Origin of the sequence: Nonomuraea sp. NPDC049684 (assembly GCF_044465345.1) — a bacterium.
GTDB lineage: Bacteria > Actinomycetota > Actinomycetes > Streptosporangiales > Streptosporangiaceae > Nonomuraea.
On sequence record NZ_JBITLO010000001.1, the window covers coordinates 126,329 to 145,956 of the forward strand.

Annotated in this window: 14 protein-coding genes; 7 read left to right on the forward strand and 7 right to left on the reverse strand. The window is 71.9% G+C overall.

Annotated features, from left to right (window positions below; genetic code table 11):
* The first annotated feature begins 1 nt into the window (after position 1).
* The 4 genes from eda (at position 2) to ACIBST_RS00620 (ending at position 6,258) form a co-directional block, all read left to right on the forward strand.
* On the forward strand, positions 2–616 hold the full coding sequence (gene eda / locus ACIBST_RS00605; protein ID WP_397167849.1) for a bifunctional 4-hydroxy-2-oxoglutarate aldolase/2-dehydro-3-deoxy-phosphogluconate aldolase: 615 nt from the start codon (positions 2–4) through the stop codon (positions 614–616).
* A 1,116-nt stretch (positions 617–1,732) separates the two neighbouring features.
* The gene (locus ACIBST_RS00610; RefSeq protein WP_397167851.1) at positions 1,733–2,515 is read left to right on the forward strand and encodes an IclR family transcriptional regulator; all 783 of its coding nucleotides are present in this window, start codon (positions 1,733–1,735) and stop codon (positions 2,513–2,515) included.
* A 437-nt stretch (positions 2,516–2,952) separates the two neighbouring features.
* Entirely contained in the window at positions 2,953–4,089 is a 1,137-nt protein-coding gene (locus ACIBST_RS00615) for a cytochrome P450 (RefSeq protein ID WP_397167852.1), read from the forward strand.
* 120 nt (positions 4,090–4,209) lie between these two features.
* Positions 4,210–6,258, forward strand: coding sequence for a protein kinase (locus tag ACIBST_RS00620; protein WP_397167854.1), 2,049 nt, complete (start codon positions 4,210–4,212; stop codon positions 6,256–6,258).
* A 497-nt stretch (positions 6,259–6,755) separates the two neighbouring features.
* Here the strand turns inward: ACIBST_RS00620 and ACIBST_RS00625 are convergent, their stop codons facing one another.
* From ACIBST_RS00625 to ACIBST_RS00650, 6 genes are all read right to left on the reverse strand, one after another.
* Positions 6,756–7,661, reverse strand: a complete 906-nt coding sequence (locus ACIBST_RS00625; RefSeq protein WP_397167856.1) for a D-isomer specific 2-hydroxyacid dehydrogenase family protein — start codon at positions 7,659–7,661, stop codon at positions 6,756–6,758.
* Positions 7,658–8,395 (reverse strand): FadR/GntR family transcriptional regulator, encoded by a 738-nt coding sequence (locus tag ACIBST_RS00630; RefSeq protein WP_397167857.1) that lies wholly within the window; start codon positions 8,393–8,395, stop codon positions 7,658–7,660. The genes ACIBST_RS00625 and ACIBST_RS00630 overlap by 4 nt, the downstream gene beginning before the upstream one ends.
* Positions 8,392–9,012: a bifunctional 4-hydroxy-2-oxoglutarate aldolase/2-dehydro-3-deoxy-phosphogluconate aldolase gene (locus ACIBST_RS00635; RefSeq protein ID WP_397167859.1), complete on the reverse strand. Its 621-nt coding sequence runs from the start codon at positions 9,010–9,012 to the stop codon at positions 8,392–8,394. The genes ACIBST_RS00630 and ACIBST_RS00635 overlap by 4 nt, the downstream gene beginning before the upstream one ends.
* Positions 9,013–9,071: 59 nt before the next feature.
* The gene (locus ACIBST_RS00640; RefSeq protein ID WP_397167860.1) at positions 9,072–9,986 is read right to left on the reverse strand and encodes a sugar kinase; all 915 of its coding nucleotides are present in this window, start codon (positions 9,984–9,986) and stop codon (positions 9,072–9,074) included.
* A 73-nt stretch (positions 9,987–10,059) separates the two neighbouring features.
* On the reverse strand, positions 10,060–11,382 hold the full coding sequence (locus tag ACIBST_RS00645; protein WP_397167861.1) for an MFS transporter: 1,323 nt from the start codon (positions 11,380–11,382) through the stop codon (positions 10,060–10,062).
* A gap of 260 nt (positions 11,383–11,642) precedes the next feature.
* Complete coding sequence (locus ACIBST_RS00650) at positions 11,643–12,248, reverse strand: TetR/AcrR family transcriptional regulator (protein ID WP_364333638.1); 606 nt, start codon at positions 12,246–12,248, stop codon at positions 11,643–11,645.
* 149 nt (positions 12,249–12,397) lie between these two features.
* Between ACIBST_RS00650 and ACIBST_RS00655 the strand changes: the two genes are divergently transcribed.
* Positions 12,398–13,837 (forward strand): PQQ-dependent sugar dehydrogenase, encoded by a 1,440-nt coding sequence (locus ACIBST_RS00655; protein ID WP_397167862.1) that lies wholly within the window; start codon positions 12,398–12,400, stop codon positions 13,835–13,837.
* Positions 13,838–13,879: 42 nt separating this feature from the next.
* Here the strand turns inward: ACIBST_RS00655 and ACIBST_RS00660 are convergent, their stop codons facing one another.
* On the reverse strand, positions 13,880–18,031 hold the full coding sequence (locus tag ACIBST_RS00660) for a tetratricopeptide repeat protein (protein ID WP_397167863.1): 4,152 nt from the start codon (positions 18,029–18,031) through the stop codon (positions 13,880–13,882).
* 245 nt (positions 18,032–18,276) lie between these two features.
* Here ACIBST_RS00660 and ACIBST_RS00665 point away from each other — a divergent pair, with 245 nt between their 5' ends.
* Both ACIBST_RS00665 and ACIBST_RS00670 read left to right on the forward strand, forming a co-directional pair.
* The gene (locus tag ACIBST_RS00665) at positions 18,277–18,780 is read left to right on the forward strand and encodes a MauE/DoxX family redox-associated membrane protein (protein ID WP_397167864.1); all 504 of its coding nucleotides are present in this window, start codon (positions 18,277–18,279) and stop codon (positions 18,778–18,780) included.
* Positions 18,777–19,307 carry a hypothetical protein gene (locus tag ACIBST_RS00670; protein WP_397167865.1) on the forward strand — a complete coding sequence of 177 codons (531 nt, stop codon included), beginning with the start codon at positions 18,777–18,779 and terminating at the stop codon, positions 19,305–19,307. The genes ACIBST_RS00665 and ACIBST_RS00670 overlap by 4 nt, the downstream gene beginning before the upstream one ends.
* The last annotated feature ends 321 nt before the right edge of the window (positions 19,308–19,628 follow it).

A 19,628-nucleotide genomic window follows, 5' to 3' on the forward strand; every position in this document is an offset into this window, starting at 1 on the left:
GATGAGCTTGCTCGACCTCGCCCCCGTGATCCCCGTCGTGGTGATCGACGACGTGGCGACCGCCGTGCCGATGGCCGAGGCTCTCGTGGCGGGCGGGCTGCCCGTCATCGAGGTGACGCTGCGCACGCCGGCCGCGCTCGGAGCGATCGAGCGGATCGCCGCGGAGGTGCCCGGGGCCACGGTCGGCGCGGGCACGATCCGCACCACCGCCGACATCTCGGCGGCCGTGGCGGCCGGTTCCCGCTTCCTGGTCTCGCCGGGCACGACGCTGTCGCTGGTGGAGGCGCTGGAGTCCAGCGGCGTGCCGTACCTGCCGGGCGCGGCCACCGTCTCGGAGGTCATGGCGCTGGCCGAGCGCGGCATCAAGGAGCTGAAGTTCTTCCCGGCGGAGGCGGCGGGCGGCGTCCCTTACCTGAAGTCGCTGGCCGGGCCGCTGCCGGACGTGCGTTTCTGCCCGACCGGCGGGATCCGGGCCGAGAGCGCCGCCGACTACCTGCGGCTGCCGAACGTGGGCTGCGTGGGCGGAAGCTGGCTCACCCCCGCCGACGCGCTGGCGGCGGGCGACTGGGCCCGCGTGGAGAAGCTCGCCGCCGCCGCGGCGGCTCTGCCCCGGTAGTTCTTCGGGCCGCCGCCTCGGCGGCGGCCCTGTGCTTTTCTGCGTCCGGTGGGCTTCGGCGTCCCGCGCCCTCTCTGGGACAGGTGTACGGTCCGTGCGGGCACACGTCGCCCTGAGCGGTGACGCTCAGCCCGGACCCCCAGTACGCGCGCACTCCCCGACGGGCCCCACATGGATGTGACGACCGATCCCGGCGCCACCCACCGACCATCCACGTCGGCACGCGCCACCCACCGACCGACCGTCCGCGTCCGGCAGGCGCTCCCACCGACCGTCTGCGTCCCGCAGGCGCTCCCACCGACCGTCTGCGTCCCGCAGGCCCCGCACCCGGCTCTGGCGCCGCCTCGGCAGGCGTTGCAGCCGGGGTCGGCGTCGTGGCAGAGCGCTCCGCCGCCCGCTGCACGCAGGCGATGTACACCGCCGGGCGCTCGCACCGACGGTCCGTCCCACCGGTGAACCGGCAACAGAAGCACGCGTCAACAGCGCAGCGCCGTACCCTGCACCCGCGCGCCCTGTACCCGTGCACCTGCCCGCCCTCCCGCCGCGGACGACGCCGTCGGCGCGACGGCAGTCGGCCAGGAACGCTGCCTGGCCGCACCCAACGGCCGCGCTGTCCCGGCAACGACGGCCGGTGAACCCGGCCTCCTCGCAGGCTTCATGGACAGCCCGCCGCCGCCCGGACCGCCCAAGGTTGGAGAGGCCCGCGCAGCACCCCAGCAACTCCGGCGGCCGCTGCAGCGCATATGGGGGCCGCCGTGGGCGCGCTTTCACCCATGTCCCCATCGAGCCGTATGCCGGCCAGCGAGATCCCCGATCATCCAGCAACGCCACCTCGGCAAGGGCGTGGACCCGCAGAGTCATCCTGACGCCCTCCCTCGAAATCCCCTCTAAGCAGCCGACGCACAGTCGCCGGGCGACCGGCGGGCGGGCGCATATGCCGCAACTCTGGACCTATATCCCAAAACACCCGCTGAAGTGGCACTTTCCGGGCACCCAGAGATCATCAGCCTGCTCCGAACCCGGTATTCGGACGCCCGACGGCGGGGTAGGGCAAGGAATGCCAAGCCGTAGCCCCGGGAAGCCCCATCCGCTCCTCGGAGAGCGAAAGGGAGCATCATGCCGCTGGAAACGGCCCGTCAGGAACACCTCACGCGCCCGGTGACGCCGATCGGGAGCCTGGAGCGGGGCATCGACATCCTCCTCGCGCTGAGCGCCGCACACCGGCCGGTCAGCCTGGCCCAGCTCAGCCGGAGCACGGGCCTGCCCAAGTCCACGGCCCACCGGATTTTGGGCGTGTTGTGCGCACGCGAGCTGGCCCGGCGGGTGAGCACCGGTTACCTGCCCGGACGGCAACTGGAGACGATGGCCGGCATCGCCCGCAACCGCATCCCCGGGTCGCGGCGGGTGGTGCTGCCGTACCTGCTCTGCCTGCAGGAGACCACCCGCCAGACCGTCAACCTGGCCGTGCCCGCCGGCCTGGAGGCCCGCTACGTCGAGCGCCTCTACGGCCACGACCGCGTCCGCTCCCGCTCCGACGGCACCGACCTCGCACCACTGCACTGCACGGCGACCGGCAAGGCGCTGCTGGCCTTCGACACCGGGCTGCGCGAGGAAGTCCTTGGGCGGGGCGGCTTCGAACGGCTGACCAGCCGCACGATCACCGGCGTGGCCACACTGGAGCGCGAGCTGGCCCAGGTCCGCCGGTACGGCGTGGCCTACGCCCAGGAGGAGTACACCGAGGGCGTGTCGTGCGTCGCCGCGCCGGTGTTCGGGCCGGGCGGCGGCGTGTGCATGTCGGTGGGGGTGGCTGCGCCGGGCCCGTCCGCGCCGCTGGCCCGGCTGGGCCTCACCGTACGCGGCGCCGCGCAGGCGATCTCGGCCGCGCTGGTGGTGGCCTGAGGTGTTCCGGCTCCTGGAACGCTCCAAGGGGCGCGGCCCGAAAACGTTCCGCCCACCGAGACCCCCGCTTGCGCCCCCGCCGGACGGACGATCGCATGACCCCATGGATTTCCTTCCCATTCCGGCCACCGAAAAGGCGCCCACGGCCCGTCCAGCTCAATCCCGGACAAACCCAGGCACGCGGGCGCCGGCCGAATGCGGGGAGACCCGGACAACACTGGCCACACGGAGCTCGACCGGAAACGGGCAGGCCCCGACAACCCCAGGCACGCGACGGCAGACCGGAAACGGGCAGACCCGAACGCCCCCGGCCACGCGGAAGCCGACCGGAAGCGGGCAGGCCAGAACGATCCTGGGCACATGGAGGCCGACCGGAGACCGCGAGGCCCGGACCATCCGCGACAGGCGAGGGCCGGCCGCAGGCGGGGAGGCCACGCGTGCCTAGAGGCCTGCACAGGGCCACCGTGCTGGAGAGCCTGCGCCTGGCCGGCGCGCTCCTGCCGCCGGGCACGCCGCACGCGACGGCCGGCCTCGACCTGCTGCGCTCCCGCTCCCTGCTGACCGGCCTGCACGTCCGGTACGGCGGCCGTCCGGTGCTCGTCCGCGGCCCGCGCCGTACGGCCCTGGTGGTGCTCTCCCAGCGGGACGCCGAACGCGTGCTGTCGCAGCCCGCCTTCGTCCCCACCGTGCGCGAACGGGCCGCCGGCCTGCCCTACGACGTGCTGCGGCCGGCGTTCGCGGAGGTGGCCCGGCAGGAGGCGGCCGCGCTGACGGACGGCGTCATCGACTACGCCCGCCTGGAGTCGTGCTGGCAGCGGGTGGCGCGGCGGTGCGTCTACGGCGCCGGCGCGGCCGGCGACGAGGAGCTGAGCGCCCTGCTCGCCCAGGTCAGACGGGCAGGCAGAGGCCGGGCCAGACGCCGCCAGGAGATCCTGTCCGGCCGCTACGACGCCCGCATCCTCGACCACCTGCGCCGAGCCGAGCCCGGCACCCTCGCCGGCCTGCTCGCCGAGACCAGCGGCCCGGAGGCGCGCGGCCTGCGGCAGGCGGCGTTCTGGCTGCTCGGCTTCAGCGTGACCGCCGCCAGCCTCATGCGCACCCTCGCGCTGCTGGCCACCTACCCCGTCCAGCGCAAGTGCGCCCGCGCCGACCCCGACTACCTGCGCGCCTGCCTGCGCGAGGGCCTGCGCCTGTGGCCGCCGGTCCCGGCCCTGTCCCGCCTCACCGTCGAGGAGACCGACTGGTACGGCGTCGCGGTGCCCGCCGGCACCCACGTGATCCTGCCGTTCGCCCCCCACCAGCGCAGCCCCCGCCTGCACTATGCCGACTCCTTCGCCCCCGAGATCTGGCTCGACGGCACCGCCGCCGGCGAATGGTGGGCCCTGCCGCGCTGCGACGGCGTGCACCTGATGCTCGGCGTCGGCACGGCGTTCCTGGGCGGGATCCTGGCCTCGTCCCGCCCGAAGGCGACCGGCCGGCCGCTGTCCCCGCACCGCCCGCTGCCCCAGACGCTCAACGCCGCCCGCCTGCGGGTGACGATGCGACCGCTGAAGCGGCGTCCAGGCCAGAGCTGACCGGGCTTCGTCGCCACCGGGCCGCGGCTTCTCCGTTAGAGTCTGGGGTGGAAAAAGGCGTACCGGCGGAAGAAACGGTTCGGTTTGCGACGGGATGACGACGGCGAGAGGACGGCGACCGTGGGGCGCTCGGCAGGCACTCCGCTGAAGCCTGAGGATCCGCCGGCGATCGGCCCCTACGAGCTGTTGAGCCGTCTCGGCTCGGGGGGCATGGGCACCGTCTACCTCGCCAGGGGCGCCGACGGGGTCAAGGTCGCGCTCAAGGCCATCAGACGAGACTTCACGGCCGACCCGGTCTACCGGGCGCGTTTCCACGAAGAGGTGTCCAACGCGCGCAAGGTGGCCTCGTTCTGCACCGCGCGGGTGCTCGACCACGGCGAGGACCGCGGGGTGCTCTACCTGGTCACCGAGTACATCGACGGCATCTCGCTCGAAGACCAGCTGATCGAGCACGGCGCGCTGCCGCCGTCGGTGCTGCACTCGGCGGCCGTGGGCGTGGCGGCGGCGCTGACCGCCATCCACGCCGCGGGGCTGGTTCACCGCGACCTCAAGCCGGCCAACGTCATGCTGACGCTGGCCGGGCCGCGAGTGATCGACTTCGGCCTGGCGCGCTCCACGCACGTCGAGTCCCGGCACACGAACGCCGGCATGGTGATGGGCACGCCCGGATGGATCGCTCCCGAGCAGGTCTTCGAGGGTCACACCAGCCCGGCCGGCGACGTGTTCGCCTGGGGCTCGCTGATCGCGTACGCGGGCCTCGGCGGGCACCCGTTCGGCGAGGGGGACGCGTACGTGATGGCCGCGCGGGCCCGTACCGCGCCGCCGGACCTGCGCGGCCTGCCCGCCCCCCTGGACCGCCTGGTCGCCGCGGCCATCCACCCCGACCCCGCGCGCCGGCCCGCGGCCAAGCAGCTCCTGCTGGAACTGGTGGGCGCGGCCGACGAGCCCGCAGCCCAGCTGGCGGCCACCGAACACCTGACGAACGCCTGGAACCCCTCGGAGTTCCGCCCCCTCGGCCACACGCCCCCACCTGCCGACCGCACCGGCCCCCCGCACCCGCCGTCACCAGCGGAACGGACCGGCCCTCCGCCCCAGCCCTCGCCGGCGGAACGCACGGGCCCTCCGCACCAGCCCTCGCCGCCGGAACGCACGGGCTCCCCCCACCTGCTTCCTCCTGCGGAACGCACGGGGCCGCGCCCTCCGATGCCCCCCGCGTCGGGCTCTCGCCCCCCGATGCCCCCGTCCCCCGACCGGACGGGGTCCCGCTCCCCCATGCCCCCCGCGGCCGAACGCACGGGCTCCGCCGTTCCCATGCCACTCACACCCGAACGCGCGGCATCCCACCCTCCGCTGCCACGCGGGTCCGAACGCGCGGGGGCGGGCTCCGCGATGCCGCCTTCCGCCGAGCGCACGGGCCCGCGCCCACCGCACCCGCCCTCCCCCGCCGAACGCACGCCGCACCCGTCCTCCCCGGCCGAACGCACGGGCCCCCGCCCGCCCATGCCCGCACCCACGGAGCGCCCGGCACCTCGCGCGCCACAGATGCCGCCCCCCGTGGACCGGACCGGAAACATCCCGCTCCCCCACCACCAGACCACCGGCCAGGGCCCCCTACCGCCGAACACCACGGGCCAGGGCCCCCTACCGCCGCACAACACCACGGGCCAGGGCCCGCTGCCCGGGTACACGCCTCCGCGCCGCAAGCGCGGTGTGTTCACCGGCTGCATGACCGCGCTGGTGATCGTGATCGTCCTGTTCGTGTTGGTCCTTGCCACCCTGGCCTGGATCTTCCGCTCCCCCGCCATAGGCGAGGAGGGCCCGGTACAGGACGGAAAGCTGCGCTTCGCGGTAACCGGCACAAAGTGCCCCAAACCCGCAAAGTCGGCCTCCCGTCGCACCTGTCAGGTAACGGTGAAGGTGAACAACGTCGGCCCCGACGCCCGCGTCCTCTACCCCGGCCAGCAGAAGTTGATCGACGAGGACGAGGCCCTGCACGGCGGCAGCAAGCTCCTGGACAAGAGTGGCACCGAGATCACCCCGATCCGCATCGCCCCCGGCCAGTCCTTCACCGGCACGCTGGTGTTCGACCTGCCGAGAAGCGCCGAGCCGGCGGGCCTCGAAGTACACGACTCAGGTCTGAGCGCCGGAGCCCGAGTAGCCCTGGGCTAACCAGCGACTCAGACCTGAACGCCACAACAGCCAGCCCAGGGCGAACCAGCCGCTCAGGCGTGAGCCCAGAGCCCGAATCGCCCTGGGCAACCGGGCGGCTTGGACCTGAACGCCAAAGCATGACCAGCCCTGAGCTAACCAGCCGAACAGACATGCCCCTCAGAGCCCGAGCAGCCACAGCCAACCAGCAACTCAGACCTTGAGCGGCAGAGCACAAACGGCCCTGAACCAACCAGCACCCCAGGCATGAGCCGCAAGGCCAGAGCAGCCGTGCGCCAACCAAGAACCAACCCCCACATCCCAGCAAAACGCCCCCTCTGGACCGCCCCCATCACCATCCCGTACAGACCAGCAGCCCCACGCCAGCCCTCTCCATCGGGGCCCTGATCTATTGGCGGCGAGATGGCGACGTCACTCGAAATGCGGGACTCCGGACAAGAAAGCCCGGCCCGCGACAAGGGCACCGCCCGTTCCAACGCCGCCCATGCCCTGCCCCCTCAGAACCCCTGCTCCGGCGACACCACTCCTTCCATCGGGGCGCCGTCGGCGAAGTGGCGCACGTTCGCGGCCACGCGTTCGGCCAGACCGCGCCAATAGGACGACGGTGGATTCGCCGTATGCGGCGTGATCAGCACGTTCTCCATGCGCCACAGCGGGTGTCCGGACGGCAGCGGCTCCGGGTCGGTGACGTCCAGCGCGGCACCACCGATCCGTCCCTCGCGCAGCGCCGTCACCAGGTCGTCTGTCACGACGAGTGCGCCCCGGGCGATGTTGACCAGCCAGGCGTCCGTACGCATCAGGTCAAGCTCGGGAGCACCGATCATGCCCTTGGTGCTCGGCGTGGTCGCAGCGGCGAGGACGACGTACGCGGCCTCCGGCAGCGCCTCCCGGTAACGGTCACGGGGCAGGATCCGGTGTGCACCGGGCGCCCGGCCGCTGTCGGTGACCGCGATCACCGGACAGCCGAACGGCTCCAGCATCCTGATGAGCGTCCGCCCGATGCCTCCACAGCCGATGATCGCCACTGTCGAGCCGGCGAACTCCCTCGACTCGTTCCTCCCCCACTCGGTGGCCCTGGCCAGCCGCGGCAGGTTGCGGGCCGCGGCCAGCATGAGCGCGAGCGCGTGCTCGGCGACGGGGACGCCGTAGGAGCCGGTGGCGGCGGTGAAGACGGGCTCCTCAGTGATCACTCCGGCTTCGGCGTACCGCTCGACCCCCGCCGCGGGCAGCTGCACCCACCGGATGCCGGAATGGATCATGGACCGCAGTTCCTCGGGCCCACCACGCCCGCAGTAGACGATCGCCTCCGCCTTCTCCAGCGGCACGACGCTGCCGCCCGACCGCCGTACGGCCTCGACCAACATGGGAACCGGCTCAGGGCCGACGTGAACGGCGACGCTCATCGGGGAACCTCCGTGACGTGCTCTCGGCCGCCTGCCAGGATCTGCTCGACCTCGGCGCGGGCCCGTCCGACGATGTCCGCGGCGGCCCGCGCCGCCTCGGCTGGCCGCCCGGCGGCGACCGCTTCGGCGATCTCGTGGTGGAGTCCGATGGCGGTCGTCTCCAGGCGTTCGGGCAGGACCAGCAGCTCCCGCCTGGCTTCGAGCAGCACGTCGGTCACCTCGGCGAGCTGGGCGAACATGCCGTTGCCCGACGCGGTCAGCAGCACCCGGTGGAAAGCGGCGTCTGCCGTGAGGTAGGCCTGGCTGTCCCCCTCACGGGCGGCGGCGTCCATGGCGCGGGCGTGGGCGGCGAGCTCGTCCCGCACGCGGGGGTCGGGCCTGGACGCGGCGAGCGCGGCGGCGGCAGGCTCGACCGCGACGCGCAGCTCGGCCAGCTCACGCAGCTGCGCCTCACGCCCCGGCGAGGCCAGCCGCCAGCGGATCACCTGGGGATCATAGAGGTTCCAGGCGCTCATCGGCCGTACGGTGACCCCGACGCGAGGGCGGCTGGTGACCACGCGCTTCGACTCCAGCACGCGGACGGCCTCCCGCGCGACGGTCCGCGAAACCCCGTACCGCTCCTGGACGTCCTCCAGGCGCAGCACCTGCCCCGCACGGAGCTCCCCGCCCGCCAGCGACCTGCCGACCGCGTCGAGCACCTGCCCGTGCAGGCCGCGTAGTGTCTCCACGCTCATCGGGCCCCCGCCAGCCCGGCCAGCAGCGCCGCAACCCGTTCGACCGCGGCATCCGGGCCGCCCGAGGTCAGCGCCGAGCCCATGCCGCAGGCCACGGCGCCGGCCGCGATCCACTCGGGCGCATCGTCCACGGTCACGCCGCCGGTGGGGATCGCGGGCGCCTGCGGAAGGGCAGCCCGCACGTCCCGCAGCCAGGCGGGTGAAACGCCCGACGCCGGAAAGATCTTGACCGCGTCCGCCCCCTCCTCCAGGGCCCGAACGATCTCGGTCGGGGTCGCCACGCCCGGGAAGACCGGCACGCCGTAGCGGTGCCCGGCGCGGATCACCTCAGGGTGCAGGCTGGGTGAGACCAGGAAGCGCGCGCCGGCCTCCACGGCGGCCCTGGCGGCGGCCGCGTCGAGGACGGTCCCCGCCCCGACCAGCGCGTCGGGCCGCTGCTCGGCGAGCCTCGCCACGGCGCTGAGGGCGCGGGGCGTGGTGAGCGCGACCTCGACGGCACGCAACCCGGCATCCAGCACGGCCTCGGCCGACGTCAGCGCCGCCTCCGGCGTAGCGGCCCTGACGATGCCGAACACCCGTTGCTCCGTGACAGCCTGGACGATCTCCCAGCGGTACATGACTTCCTTCCTTATCGATCGCCCCTTTGGCGGCGGAGAATCTTCGGCTGGTTCGCGGGCTATCGATGGACCGTTTCGGTGTGCCCCGTGAAGGCGGCCAAGACACGATCGAGGCCCGCCCGGTCCGGAAGGCCGTCGGTGTCGGCTGCGCACTGGACGACGAGTGCCGCCACCGCCGCCGCCTCACGCAGGCACACCTCGTACGGCTCACCGCGCAACATCCCCGACAGGAACCCGGCGGCGAAGCCGTCCCCGGCTCCGACGGGATCGTTCACCGGCACCGTGAACGCCTCCTGCCGCAGCCCTGCGCACGTGGCGGACTTGTCCCGGTGCTTGACCACGGTCAGGCCGGGCAGCGTCGCCGGGTCGACGTGGAGGAGGTCGAGTTCGTCCTCACCGGCCAGCACCACGTCCGCCCTGGCCAGGAGCGGCGCCACCCGCTCGCGCCACGCCGCGGGATCACCCAGCTTGTATCGGACATTCGGGTCGATGGAGACGAGCGCTCCAGTCTGCCGGGCCAGCTCCAGCAGCCGCAGGGTCGCCAGGTGGGCCGAGTCCGACAACATCGGAGTGATGCCCGTGACGTGGACGATCTTCGCACCGCTCACCATCTCCGGCGTCAGCTCCTCCGGCCCCAGCCTGGACGCGGCGGCCCCGGAACGGTAGTACTGCACGTCGATGGCACGGAAGGGATGACTGTCGCGCACCAGCAGCCCGGTCGGCGCATCGGGGTCGATGACCGCGTGCCGGGTGTCGACACCCTCGGCTCTGAGCATGGACAGGACCGCCCGGCCCGCCGGGTCGGCGCCGACCCGGCCGAGCCAGCGCACGTCATGGCCCAGTCTGGCAAGCCCCGCGGCCACGTTCGACTCCGCGCCCGCGATGGAGCGGCGGAAGACCGTGGCACGCTCCAACGGGATGCCGGGCTCGGCCAGCATCAGGAGCATGGCCTCACCGCACACCACGACGCTCATGACTCGCCCATCTCCTGTCGTCTCGGATCCGTCAACGGTGCTATCACGTCATGCAGGACAAGAGAAGGATCGATCAGGTCGCCCGGTAGGCGGAGGGCTGGGAGATGTCGACCCTGGACCGGTCGGGCAGAGCCAGCACGGCGGCGAACCCGACCACCGCAGCGACGATCATGAAGATCGCTATCGCCTGCCAGCCGTAGTCGTGCAACAACCAGGTCGCGATCAGCGGCGCGGGGCCGCCGGCGATGATCGAGGCGAGCTGATAGCCGAGACCCGCGCCGCCGTACCTGAGGCTGGTCGGGAAGCTCTCGGCGATGAGCGAGGCCTGCGGGCCGTACTCCATGGCGTGCTGGATCTGCGTGATCATGATCGTGAGGAAGACCACCAGCACGACGCCGGTGTTGAGCAGCACGAAGTAGGGGAACGCCACCACCGCCAGCAGCGCTGCGCCGGTCGCGTAGACGAGCCGGCGGCCGATGCGGTCGCTCAGGTGCCCGAAGAACGGGATCGCGACCAACTCCACCGCCGCCGCGCAGGTCACTGCCGACAGCGCGATCGTCCGCGACAGGCCGAGTTGCTGGGTCACGTACGTGATGGCGAACGTCGTGTAGAGGTAGAACGGCATCTGCTCCGACACCCGCAGCAACGCGCTGAGCACGACCTCCTTCGGATGCCTGCGCAGCACCTCGACGACCGGGAGCCTGACCACCTGCCGCCGTTCCAGCACCCGGGCGAACATCGGGGTCTCCAGCACCTTCAGCCGCACCCACAGCCCGACCGCCACCAGCGCCAGGCTGGCCAGGAACGGCACCCGCCAACCCCAGTCCTTGAAGGTGTCGCCCGTCGTGGCGGCCAGCAGCGACATCGCGCCGGTGCCGAGGATCAGCCCGATGGGCACGCCCACCTGCGGCCAGCTCGCCATGAGCCCCCGCCTGCGCTGGTCGCCCCACTCCATCGACAGCAGCACCGACCCGCTCCACTCGCCGCCCACCGCGATGCCCTGCAGGACGCGCAGGACCACCAGGATGATCGGCGCGGCAATGCCGATGCTGTCGGTGCCCGGCAGCACGCCGATGAGAGCACTGGCCACGCCCATCGTCAGAAGGGTGACGATGAGTGTCGCCTTCCTGCCGATGCGGTCGCCCCAATGCCCGAAGATCGCCGCCCCCACAGGCCGGGCCGCGAACCCCACGGCGTTGGTCGCGAAGGCCGCGAGGGTGCCCGCGTACGGCGTGGACTGCGGGAAGAAGACCTCGGCGAAGACGACTGCAGCGGCCGTGTTGTAGAGGAAGAAGTCGTACCACTCGATCGCGGTTCCGACCACGCTGGCCGTCGCGGCCTTGCGCACCTGTGCTCTGTGCTCGACGGTCGTAAATGTGCTGCTGCTCTCGGTCACGCTGCACCTCGAAGGCGTCCCTGGGCCGCATCCGCGCCAACGGGTGTGTTACCCCGCACCCGCGCCTCGAACCACCTCCGGCTTCCTCCCCCGACGGGAACCCTCCGGCCATGGTCACGCCTCCCCTCATCAGGACGTCCCTCCCTCTGGCATCCACCCGGCTGGATGCGGAGCCGAGCAGAACTCTAACACTCGTTAACTTCTGCGGCTACCGACTTCACCGGACGGCCACATGGCGAGAGGGCGTGCCACACAGGCGGTCAAGCAGGGGATTCGCCTTCATCGCTCGGGTCCGGCAAGCCGGCGAGGACGGCGTCGAGCGCGAACTTGAAGTGTTCGACCTGATCGGCCCGCAGGCGGGCGGCCTCGACCGCGTGATAGTGCGGATACCTGTCGGCGGGCAGCTCGGTCCAGTCCCTCGCGGCGGCCTCGTGCAGGACGAGATGCCCGACGCACACGCGCAGCACCGCGCCCTTCACGTGATCCGCCTGGTCAGGAGGGAAACCAGCATCCAGGAGGATGCCGAAGATGGCCTCGTGGAGACTCATCACGGGCGCGCGTCGCGCGTAAGTGGTGATGGACCAGACCGAGGCTCTGGGGTGCTCCAGCGATTGCCTGACCATCGAGGCCATGAGCCCGCGCAGCTGATCCTTCCATCCCCCTTCACGAGGGGCCTGAGAGACGATCTTGCTGCACACCTCGTCCACGATGGCCTCCAGCAGCGACTCGCGCCCGTCGAAGTAGTGATAGATCGCCGTCGCCGTCACATCGAGACGTTTGGCCAGCTTACGCATGCTGATCCCGTGGGCGCCGTCGGCCTCGAGGACCTCCAGGCCGGCTTCCAGGATCTTGTGACGGGTGAGCATCAGAATTGACCTCGCGCTTAACACATGTTAGAAATCTAACGGCCGTTAACTCCGGACAGCTTATCCGAGGGGAGAGGATCCTTGGCTGCCGTCCCTACGTGCCGTCCAGTCATCCATCAACGATCAGCCGCTCACCGGGAGACACCCCCGTGTCCACGACCTCCGAAGTGAAAGCGCCGGTGACGGCTCCGCGCCGCCCCAGACGCCGGCTCCTGATTCGAGCCCTGCTTGTGCTCCTCCTGCTCCTGGTTCTCGCGGTGGCCGGCGCGGTCTACGCGGTGAACCGGGGCGGAGCCCCGCAGACAGCCGCCCACTTGGGCTCCGAGCCCCAGCTCGGGGAACGCGAGACGTTCCCCATCCCCAAGGTCAACGCCCCCGACGTGGTCGGCTGGCCTTCCGGCAGAGCGCCGAAGGCACCGGCCGGGTTCATGGTCACCCGGTTCGCGGGTGAGTTGGAACATCCCCGCTGGCTGTACGAGTTGCCGAACGGCGACGTGCTCGTGGCGGAGTCGGCCACCCTGCCCAAGGACCCGGAGTCCCCGATCATGGGGCTGTTCTACTGGCTGCGTCGCAACGACGGCTCGACCACCGAACGCAGCGCCAACCGGATCACGCTGCTGCGCGACACCGACGGCGACGGCGTGGCCGACTTCCGCAGCGTGTTCCTGGAAAACCTCGACCAGCCGTTCGGGATGGCGCTGTTGGGCGCGTCCGCGCCGTACTTGCTCGGCCCGGCGGCCCCGAACGGCACCCAGGCGGCCTTCTACGTCGCGAGCACGGACGGCGTCTGGCGCTTTCCGTACAGGCTGGGTGAAACCCGTGTCACCGCTCCCGGGAAGAAGATCCTCGACCTTCCGGCCGGCGGCTACAACAACCACTGGACCCGTAATCTCTTCGCCGCCCCTGACGGCACCAAGCTGTATGTGACGGTCGGCTCGTCCAGCAACGCGGGCGAACATGGCCTGAATGCCGAACGACGGCGCGCCGCCATCCTGGAGATCAACCCTGACGGCAGCGGCGAGCGCATCCTGGCCTCCGGCATCAGAAACCCCAATGGCCTGGCCCTCGAACCACAGTCCAGAACACTCTGGACAGTCGTCAACGAACGCGACCTCCTGGGCGACGACGCCGCACCTGATTACTTCACACGTGTACGCCCTGGTGACTTCTACGGCTGGCCGTGGAGTTACTGGGGGCAGCACGTAGACGAGCGGGTCCAGCCACGGCGTCCCGAGATGGTGGCTCGCGCGCTCCGCCCCGACTACGCCCTCGGCGCTCACACGGCTCCCCTCGGTCTGGCCTTCTCCGAGAGCCCCACGTTCCCCGAGTCCTACCGTGGCGGCGCCTTCATCACCGAACACGGCTCCTGGAACCGCGGCGATCCGGTCGGCTACAAGGTCGTGTACGTCCCCTTCAAGAACGGCATGCCCAACGGCAAGCCCCAGGACTTCCTGACCGGCTTCAAGCCGGCCCCGGACGAGAGCACCACCTATGGCCGGCCGGTCGGCGTGATCACGGGCAAGAGCGGCCGCCTCCTGGTCGCGGACGACGCAGGAAACACGGTCTGGCACATCACGCCCCGATCGTGACCCCAGGCCAGGCCAAATCGGAAGACAGGAGCGGTGGTGGGTTCACGTCCGGGGAAGGAGAGCGCGTTGCCAGCACTTCGCTGTCAGGCCGAGTTCCGTGAAGAGCTCCGTCGCTCTGCGCGCGTCGCCGGCGTCGTCGCTGATGCGGGCCCGCAGGGACAACGCCAGGCCCTCGTGCAGGCGATACCCGGCGGCGCGGGCCAGCGCCAGGGCGAGCCCGGCGTGGCGGAGCGCTGTTTCGTGTGCGCCGCGCAGGCGCTCGCCGGCGGCGAGGCCGAACAGCGCCTTCGTCTCCGGGTAACGGTTGCCCGCCGCCCTGGCCAGCTCCAGCGCCCGCATGTGGTGGTCGAGCGCGGCGTCCACGTCGCCGAGCGCGAGGTGCACGAGGCCGAGGGTGTGCAAGGTGTCGGCGACGAGCCTGCGGTGTCCGGTCTGGTGGGAGGCGTCGAGTGCCGTGGCGGCCAGCTTGAGCGCCTGATCGAGGTTGCCGGCGTCACGCTCGACCGCAGCCAGGTTGCGCAGCGTGTCCGCCTCGTTGCCGCGGTTGCCCACCTCCCGGTGCAGGTCCAGCGCGGACAAGAGGGTGTCACGGGCGTCGGGCAGCCGGTCCAGCCCATGCAGGACCTCGCCCATGATCGCCAGGCCGTTCGCCTCGCTGGCCCGGTGCTCCAGCTCGCGGCACAGGGCCAGCGAGCGGTTCAAGCTGGCCTCGGCGTCGTGGAGGCGTCCCATCTCCAGGTAGAGGCAGCCGAGGTTGCCCAGGTTGACGGCCTGGGCCGGGGTGTGGGCGATGGCCTCGTTCAGCGTGAGGGCGCGTTCGAGGTGATCGACGGCCTCGCGCAGCATGCCCAGGTCGGCGTACGTGGCGCCGGCGTTGCACAGGGCTGCGGTGAGCGCCTCGTGCCAGCCGGTCTCCTCCGCCAGGCGCATGGCCTCCGCGTAGTGGTCGAGCGCCTGCTGCTGGCGTCCCTGGAAACCGTTCAGCCCGGCCAGGCTGAGCAGCAGCGCGACCTGTGCCCGCGGCTCGCCCGCTGCTCTGGCCGCCGCCAGCCCGGTGTTGCCCATCGTGCGCCACTCCGCCACCTGGTGACGCATGAAGAAGTAGCCGCGCAGGGTGTCGGCGATGAGCCAGGCCGCCTCGTACGGGCCGTGCTCGGCGGTATGGGTCACCGTGGCGAGCAGGTTGGGCAGTTCGGCGTCCAGCCAGCCGGAGGCGGCGGCGTGGTCAAGGAAGCGCTCGGCGGCGGGCGCGACGGGCAACCGCAGGAACTGCGGGTAGAGGGTGCGTGCCGCGGCGTCGGCCTGGTCGAGGTAGTGGCGGTGCAACCGGAGCAGCTCGGCGTGCTCGTCTCGCGCGTACTCGGCGGCGCACAGCCTCAGCAGGTCATGTTGGGCGAACCGGCCGGACAGGTACTCCTCCAGCAGGCTCGCCGCACGCAGGACGGTCGCCAGCTTCTCGGCCTCCTCCTCGGTGGTCCCCAGGAGCGCGGCCATGGCGGGGACGGTGATGTCAGGGCCGGGGATGAGGCCGAGAAGCCGGAACAGGCGTTGCGCAGCCGGCGGGAGCGCGGCGTAGGAGAAGTGGAACGCGGTCCGCACGGCCGATTCGACGTCGCCGGGGATCTGGAGCGCGTCCAGCCGGTTGCCCGCGCGCAACCGCTGCACATAGCGGGCTATGGGGCGGGTGGGCGAGTGCGCATCAGGTGGGGCGAGGGGTCGAGCTGTGGGCTCGGCCTTGTGCTCGGCGGCGGGCTGGGTGTTGCCCTCAGCGATGAGCTGGGCAGTGGGTTGGGCGTAGCACTCCAGTTCGGCCTTCGGCCCGACGGGCGGCTCGGTATTGGACTGGGCGTGAAGCTCGGCGTGGCGTGCGACCCTGGGCTGGGCCTGTGGCGGGGCGCTGGGCCCGGCGTTGGGCTGGACATGGGTTCGGTGGGTGGGCCGTGCGGTCTGCCTGGTGGCGGTGTGGGTGGCGAGCGTGCTGAGGAGGTTGGCTGCTGCGATGCGCAGGGCGAGCGGGAGGTGGGCGCACAGGGACGCCAGCTCGGACACCGCTTCGGGCTCGGCCCTGACCTGGGGGCGGCCGAGCAAGCGGCTCAGCAGGTCGCGGCACTCCCCCTCGGTGAGCGCCGGCAGCGGGAGTACCCGGGCGCCGTCGAGCGCGACCAGTCCGGCCAGGGTGTCCCTGCTCGTGATCAGCGTGGCCGGGCCCGCACCACCGGGCAGGAGCGGGCGCACCTGGCGAGGGTCCGAGGCGTTGTCCAGCACGACCAGCATCCGCTTGCCCGCCAGCATCGTGCGGTAGAGGGCGGCGGCCTCGTCGAGGTCCCCGGGGACCTGCTCGGGCGGCACGCCGAGCGCGTGCAGGAAGCGGGCGAGCGCGTCGAGAGGGCCGAGGGGATGCGCGGCGGCGTATCCGCGCAGGTTGACGTAGAGCTGGCCGTCGGGGAACCGGTCGCGGGCGCGGTGCGCCCAGTGCACGGCCAGTGCCGTCTTGCCGACACCCGCCGTACCGGTGAGGACGGCGACCACGGACGCCTCGTCCCGCCCTTCGAGGAGTCTGTCCAGGCGGCGCAGCGCGGCGGCACGGCCGGTGAAGGCCACCACGGCGGCGGGGAGTTGCGCCGGTACGGTCACCACCCGTTCCGGCGGCCGTCCTGCCGGGACCTCGGGCGGGCGGGCGAGGATGCGGTCGCGGGCTCGGCGAAGGTCGTCCCCCGGCTCCACGTCCAGTTCCTCGGCCAGCCTGGCCCGCATCTCCCCGTACAGGCGAAGGGCCGCAGCCTGCTCGCCCTGCTCGGCCAGCGCGGTCATCAGCCGGGCGGCCAGCCCCTCGTGCAACGGTTCGTCGTGCACCACCCGCCACAGCGCGGCCACCACCTCCGGCCCGGCACCAGGGGCGGCGTCGGCGTAGGCCAGTGCCGCGGCGACCCGTTTCCTGGCTGCGGCGACCGCGAGGGGGTGCTCACGCAGACGACTGGGAGAACCCGCCAGCACAGGGCCGCGCCAGCACGCGAGCGCCACGGCGAGCACGGCGTCCCAGGACGGGACCCGCCGGTCGGCTCCGGCGGGAGCCCCGTCGCCACGGCGGCGGGCGGTCAGTGCCTCAGGGGTGGTGTTGTTGATCGAAAGACCTGGTAGGAGGGCGGTCAACGCTTTCAAGGTCGCCAAGTCCAAGCGGGCGTCTGGAAGCGCGCCGGCGCGAGCGATCAAGGCCTTCAATGTCGCCGCATCCGGCGATGTAGCGGGCAGTGCACCAATACGAGCTGCCCATGCTTGTAAGGCTGCCGGATCCAGTGAGGCAGTGGGGAGCGCGTCGAGGCGGGCGGTGAGCGGCTCTGTGGTGGCGGGGTCCGGCGACGACGTGGGGTGAGGTGGCGGGCTCTGAGGCGCCTGGGTGGCAAGGTCCGAAGAGGCGTCGGACAACACATCAGGCTTCGTGGTCAACTCCTCCCAGGTTGCGGGATCCGGGGTGCTGGTGGGAAATCGGCCGGGTCGGGGTGGCGATGGCTCCCCAGCTGTGAGGTCCGGGGAGGTGGTGGAGAGGGCATCGGGATGCAGGGTTAGTGCTTCCAAGGCGGCGAAGTTCAGAGCGGCACCGCGATGGGCGGGCAGCGTCTGCAAGGCGGCAACGTTCAGAGCGGCGCCGGGGTGGGTGGTCAGTGCTTCGAAGGTGGTCAGGTCCAGGGAGGTGGTGGGGAGCGCGAGGAGGTAGCCGGAGGGCGTCCGCTGGAGCGCCTCCTTGCCCAGTGCGGCGCGCAGCCGGGCCGCGTACACGTGGATGAGGTTGTCGTACGTGCGCGGCGGCCGGTCCTCCCAGAGGATGTCCACGATCTCGTCGACCGGGACCGGTTGGCCGGCGTGCAGCGCCAGCAGGCCGAGCAGGGCCCGGGGCATGGCCGCGCCGACGTCCAGCTCGATGCCTCCCCGGCGGACGGCAAGCGGGCCGAGCACGCCGATCCACGGTGGTCGCGGCGCAGCGCGTTCGAAGGCGGCCAGCAGGTCGGCCCGCTCGGGATCGGTCAAGGGCAGCGCGGCGATCAGGCGTTCCAGGGAGGCACGTTGGGGGCGGCTGACGTGTCCGCGCTCGATGTCGCGCAAGGTGCGCACGCCGATCCCGGCGCGGCTGGCCAGTTCGCGCTGGCTCAGTCCCGCCGCCATCCGTCTGCGCCGGAGCGCCTCACCGCCCGAGCTCATACGGATACCGCCGCAGTTCCCGCCTTAGATTCCACCGCGGTGCCTGCTGCGGATTCTGCCGTGAGTTCCACCGTGGTGCCCGCCTTGGTTCATTTCGTGTGCCCACCATGCTTTTCGCTGCCACATCTGCCGCGTCTTCTGCCGGTTGGCCGCCGCAGGTGCCTGGAGTGCCTGGTGGACATACTGGCAAATAGTTAAGAAGCTTGCCAGTAAATCCGAGGGGCCGGTTTTCTACGGTTCGACGCATGGACGTTCTTGCCGTCGGATGTGGCGTCGCGCTGGTCGTGGTGTTCGGGGTCGCGGTTGTGGGCAAGGCGCGGGATCTGCCCGCCTTCGCGCGGTCGCTGGAGGGCAGCCGGCTCGTGGGCCGGCGGCGGCGGGCGTGGGTCGCGGGTGGGGTGGTGGTGGCCGAGTCTGCGGTCGTCGTGCTGCTGGTGGCTCCGGGGACGACCTGGTACGGGTTCGTCCTGGCGACGGCGGTGAGCGCGATCCTCACGGGGGCTGTCGCGCTCGCCGTGGCCCGGCGTACACCCGCGCCCTGTCTGTGTTTCGGCGGACCGCCGCGTGATTTGGAGCCAGTGCACCTCGTCAGGAACGCGCTGCTCACGGGCGTGAGCGTCCTCGGGCTCGTCACCGGCGGTCCGCCTGTGCCGCCGGTGATGGCGCAGAACGTCGTCGCCGGGCTCGCCGGAGCCGTCGCGGCACTGTTGCTCATCAAGATCGACGATCTCAGGAGCGTGTTCCGATGACGTACTTGATCATTTTCGTCACCGTACTGAGCGTGCTGAACCTCCTGCTGGTGCTGGTGCTCGTCGCCCGCCTTCGCGGCGGTGGGGATGCGCACGGCGCCGGGCCCGCGCCGGGACGGATCCCGCTGCCGGTGCTCCCGCCCGGAGCGGTGCCCGCGTCGTTCGCAGCCACGACTCAGGAGGGCGAGGTCGTGGAGGCCGACGGGGTGCGTCTGGTCGGCTTCTTCAGCCCCGCGTGCTCGCTGTGCGGTGAGCGGCTGCCAGACCTTCTGGACTACGTACGCCGGGGCCGGTTCAGCAGGAACGAGGTGCTCGCGGTGCTCATCGGCGCGCCCGGCGAGGTCGAGGAGCTGGCAGCCAGGCTGCGGCCGGTGGCCATGGTGGTGGTCGAGGAGGAGGCGGAGGGGCCGGTGTGGCGCGCGTTCGGATTGCGCGGTCTGCCTGCCTTCTACCTGCTGGACGATCGCGGCGTGATCAGCGGTTCGGGCACCGAGCCGGCCGCGCTGCCCACCGCGGAGCCGGTGTGAGCCCGAACGACGGCAGCCTTGGGCAGCCGGAGACGCGGCAGGAGGCCCAGCCAGAGGAGACGCCTGGGCCTCGGGCTGAGACACAGCCGGGGCTCGCGGCAAGGCGGGGGCTCAGAGCAAGGCCAGGGTCAGGGGCGAGCTCGGAGGCCGAGGCACACCCGGAGGCCGAGGCACACCCGGAGGCCGAGGCACACCCGGAGGCCGAGGCACACCCGGAGGCCGAGGCACACCCGGAGGCCGGGGCACGCTCGGGCTCAGGAGCAGGGGTCGGGTGGAGGTCGGAGTCAGGGGCAGGCGCGGAGACCAGGTCGAGGCCAGACG

Bases quoted from the DNA above. Each gene is read 5' to 3' on its own strand.
- ACIBST_RS00660 (WP_397167863.1), bottom strand. From the start codon at position 18,031: ATGAGCTCGGGCGGTGAGGCGCTCCGGCGCAGACGGATGGCGGCGGGA.
- eda (WP_397167849.1), top strand. From the start codon at position 2: ATGAGCTTGCTCGACCTCGCCCCCGTGATCCCCGTCGTGGTGATCGAC.
- ACIBST_RS00650 (WP_364333638.1), bottom strand. From the start codon at position 12,248: ATGCTCACCCGTCACAAGATCCTGGAAGCCGGCCTGGAGGTCCTCGAG.
- ACIBST_RS00635 (WP_397167859.1), bottom strand. From the start codon at position 9,012: ATGTACCGCTGGGAGATCGTCCAGGCTGTCACGGAGCAACGGGTGTTC.
- ACIBST_RS00665 (WP_397167864.1), top strand. From the start codon at position 18,277: ATGGACGTTCTTGCCGTCGGATGTGGCGTCGCGCTGGTCGTGGTGTTC.
- ACIBST_RS00610 (WP_397167851.1), top strand. From the start codon at position 1,733: ATGCCGCTGGAAACGGCCCGTCAGGAACACCTCACGCGCCCGGTGACG.
- ACIBST_RS00625 (WP_397167856.1), bottom strand. From the start codon at position 7,661: ATGAGCGTCGCCGTTCACGTCGGCCCTGAGCCGGTTCCCATGTTGGTC.
- ACIBST_RS00670 (WP_397167865.1), top strand. From the start codon at position 18,777: ATGACGTACTTGATCATTTTCGTCACCGTACTGAGCGTGCTGAACCTC.
- ACIBST_RS00640 (WP_397167860.1), bottom strand. From the start codon at position 9,986: ATGAGCGTCGTGGTGTGCGGTGAGGCCATGCTCCTGATGCTGGCCGAG.
- ACIBST_RS00630 (WP_397167857.1), bottom strand. From the start codon at position 8,395: ATGAGCGTGGAGACACTACGCGGCCTGCACGGGCAGGTGCTCGACGCG.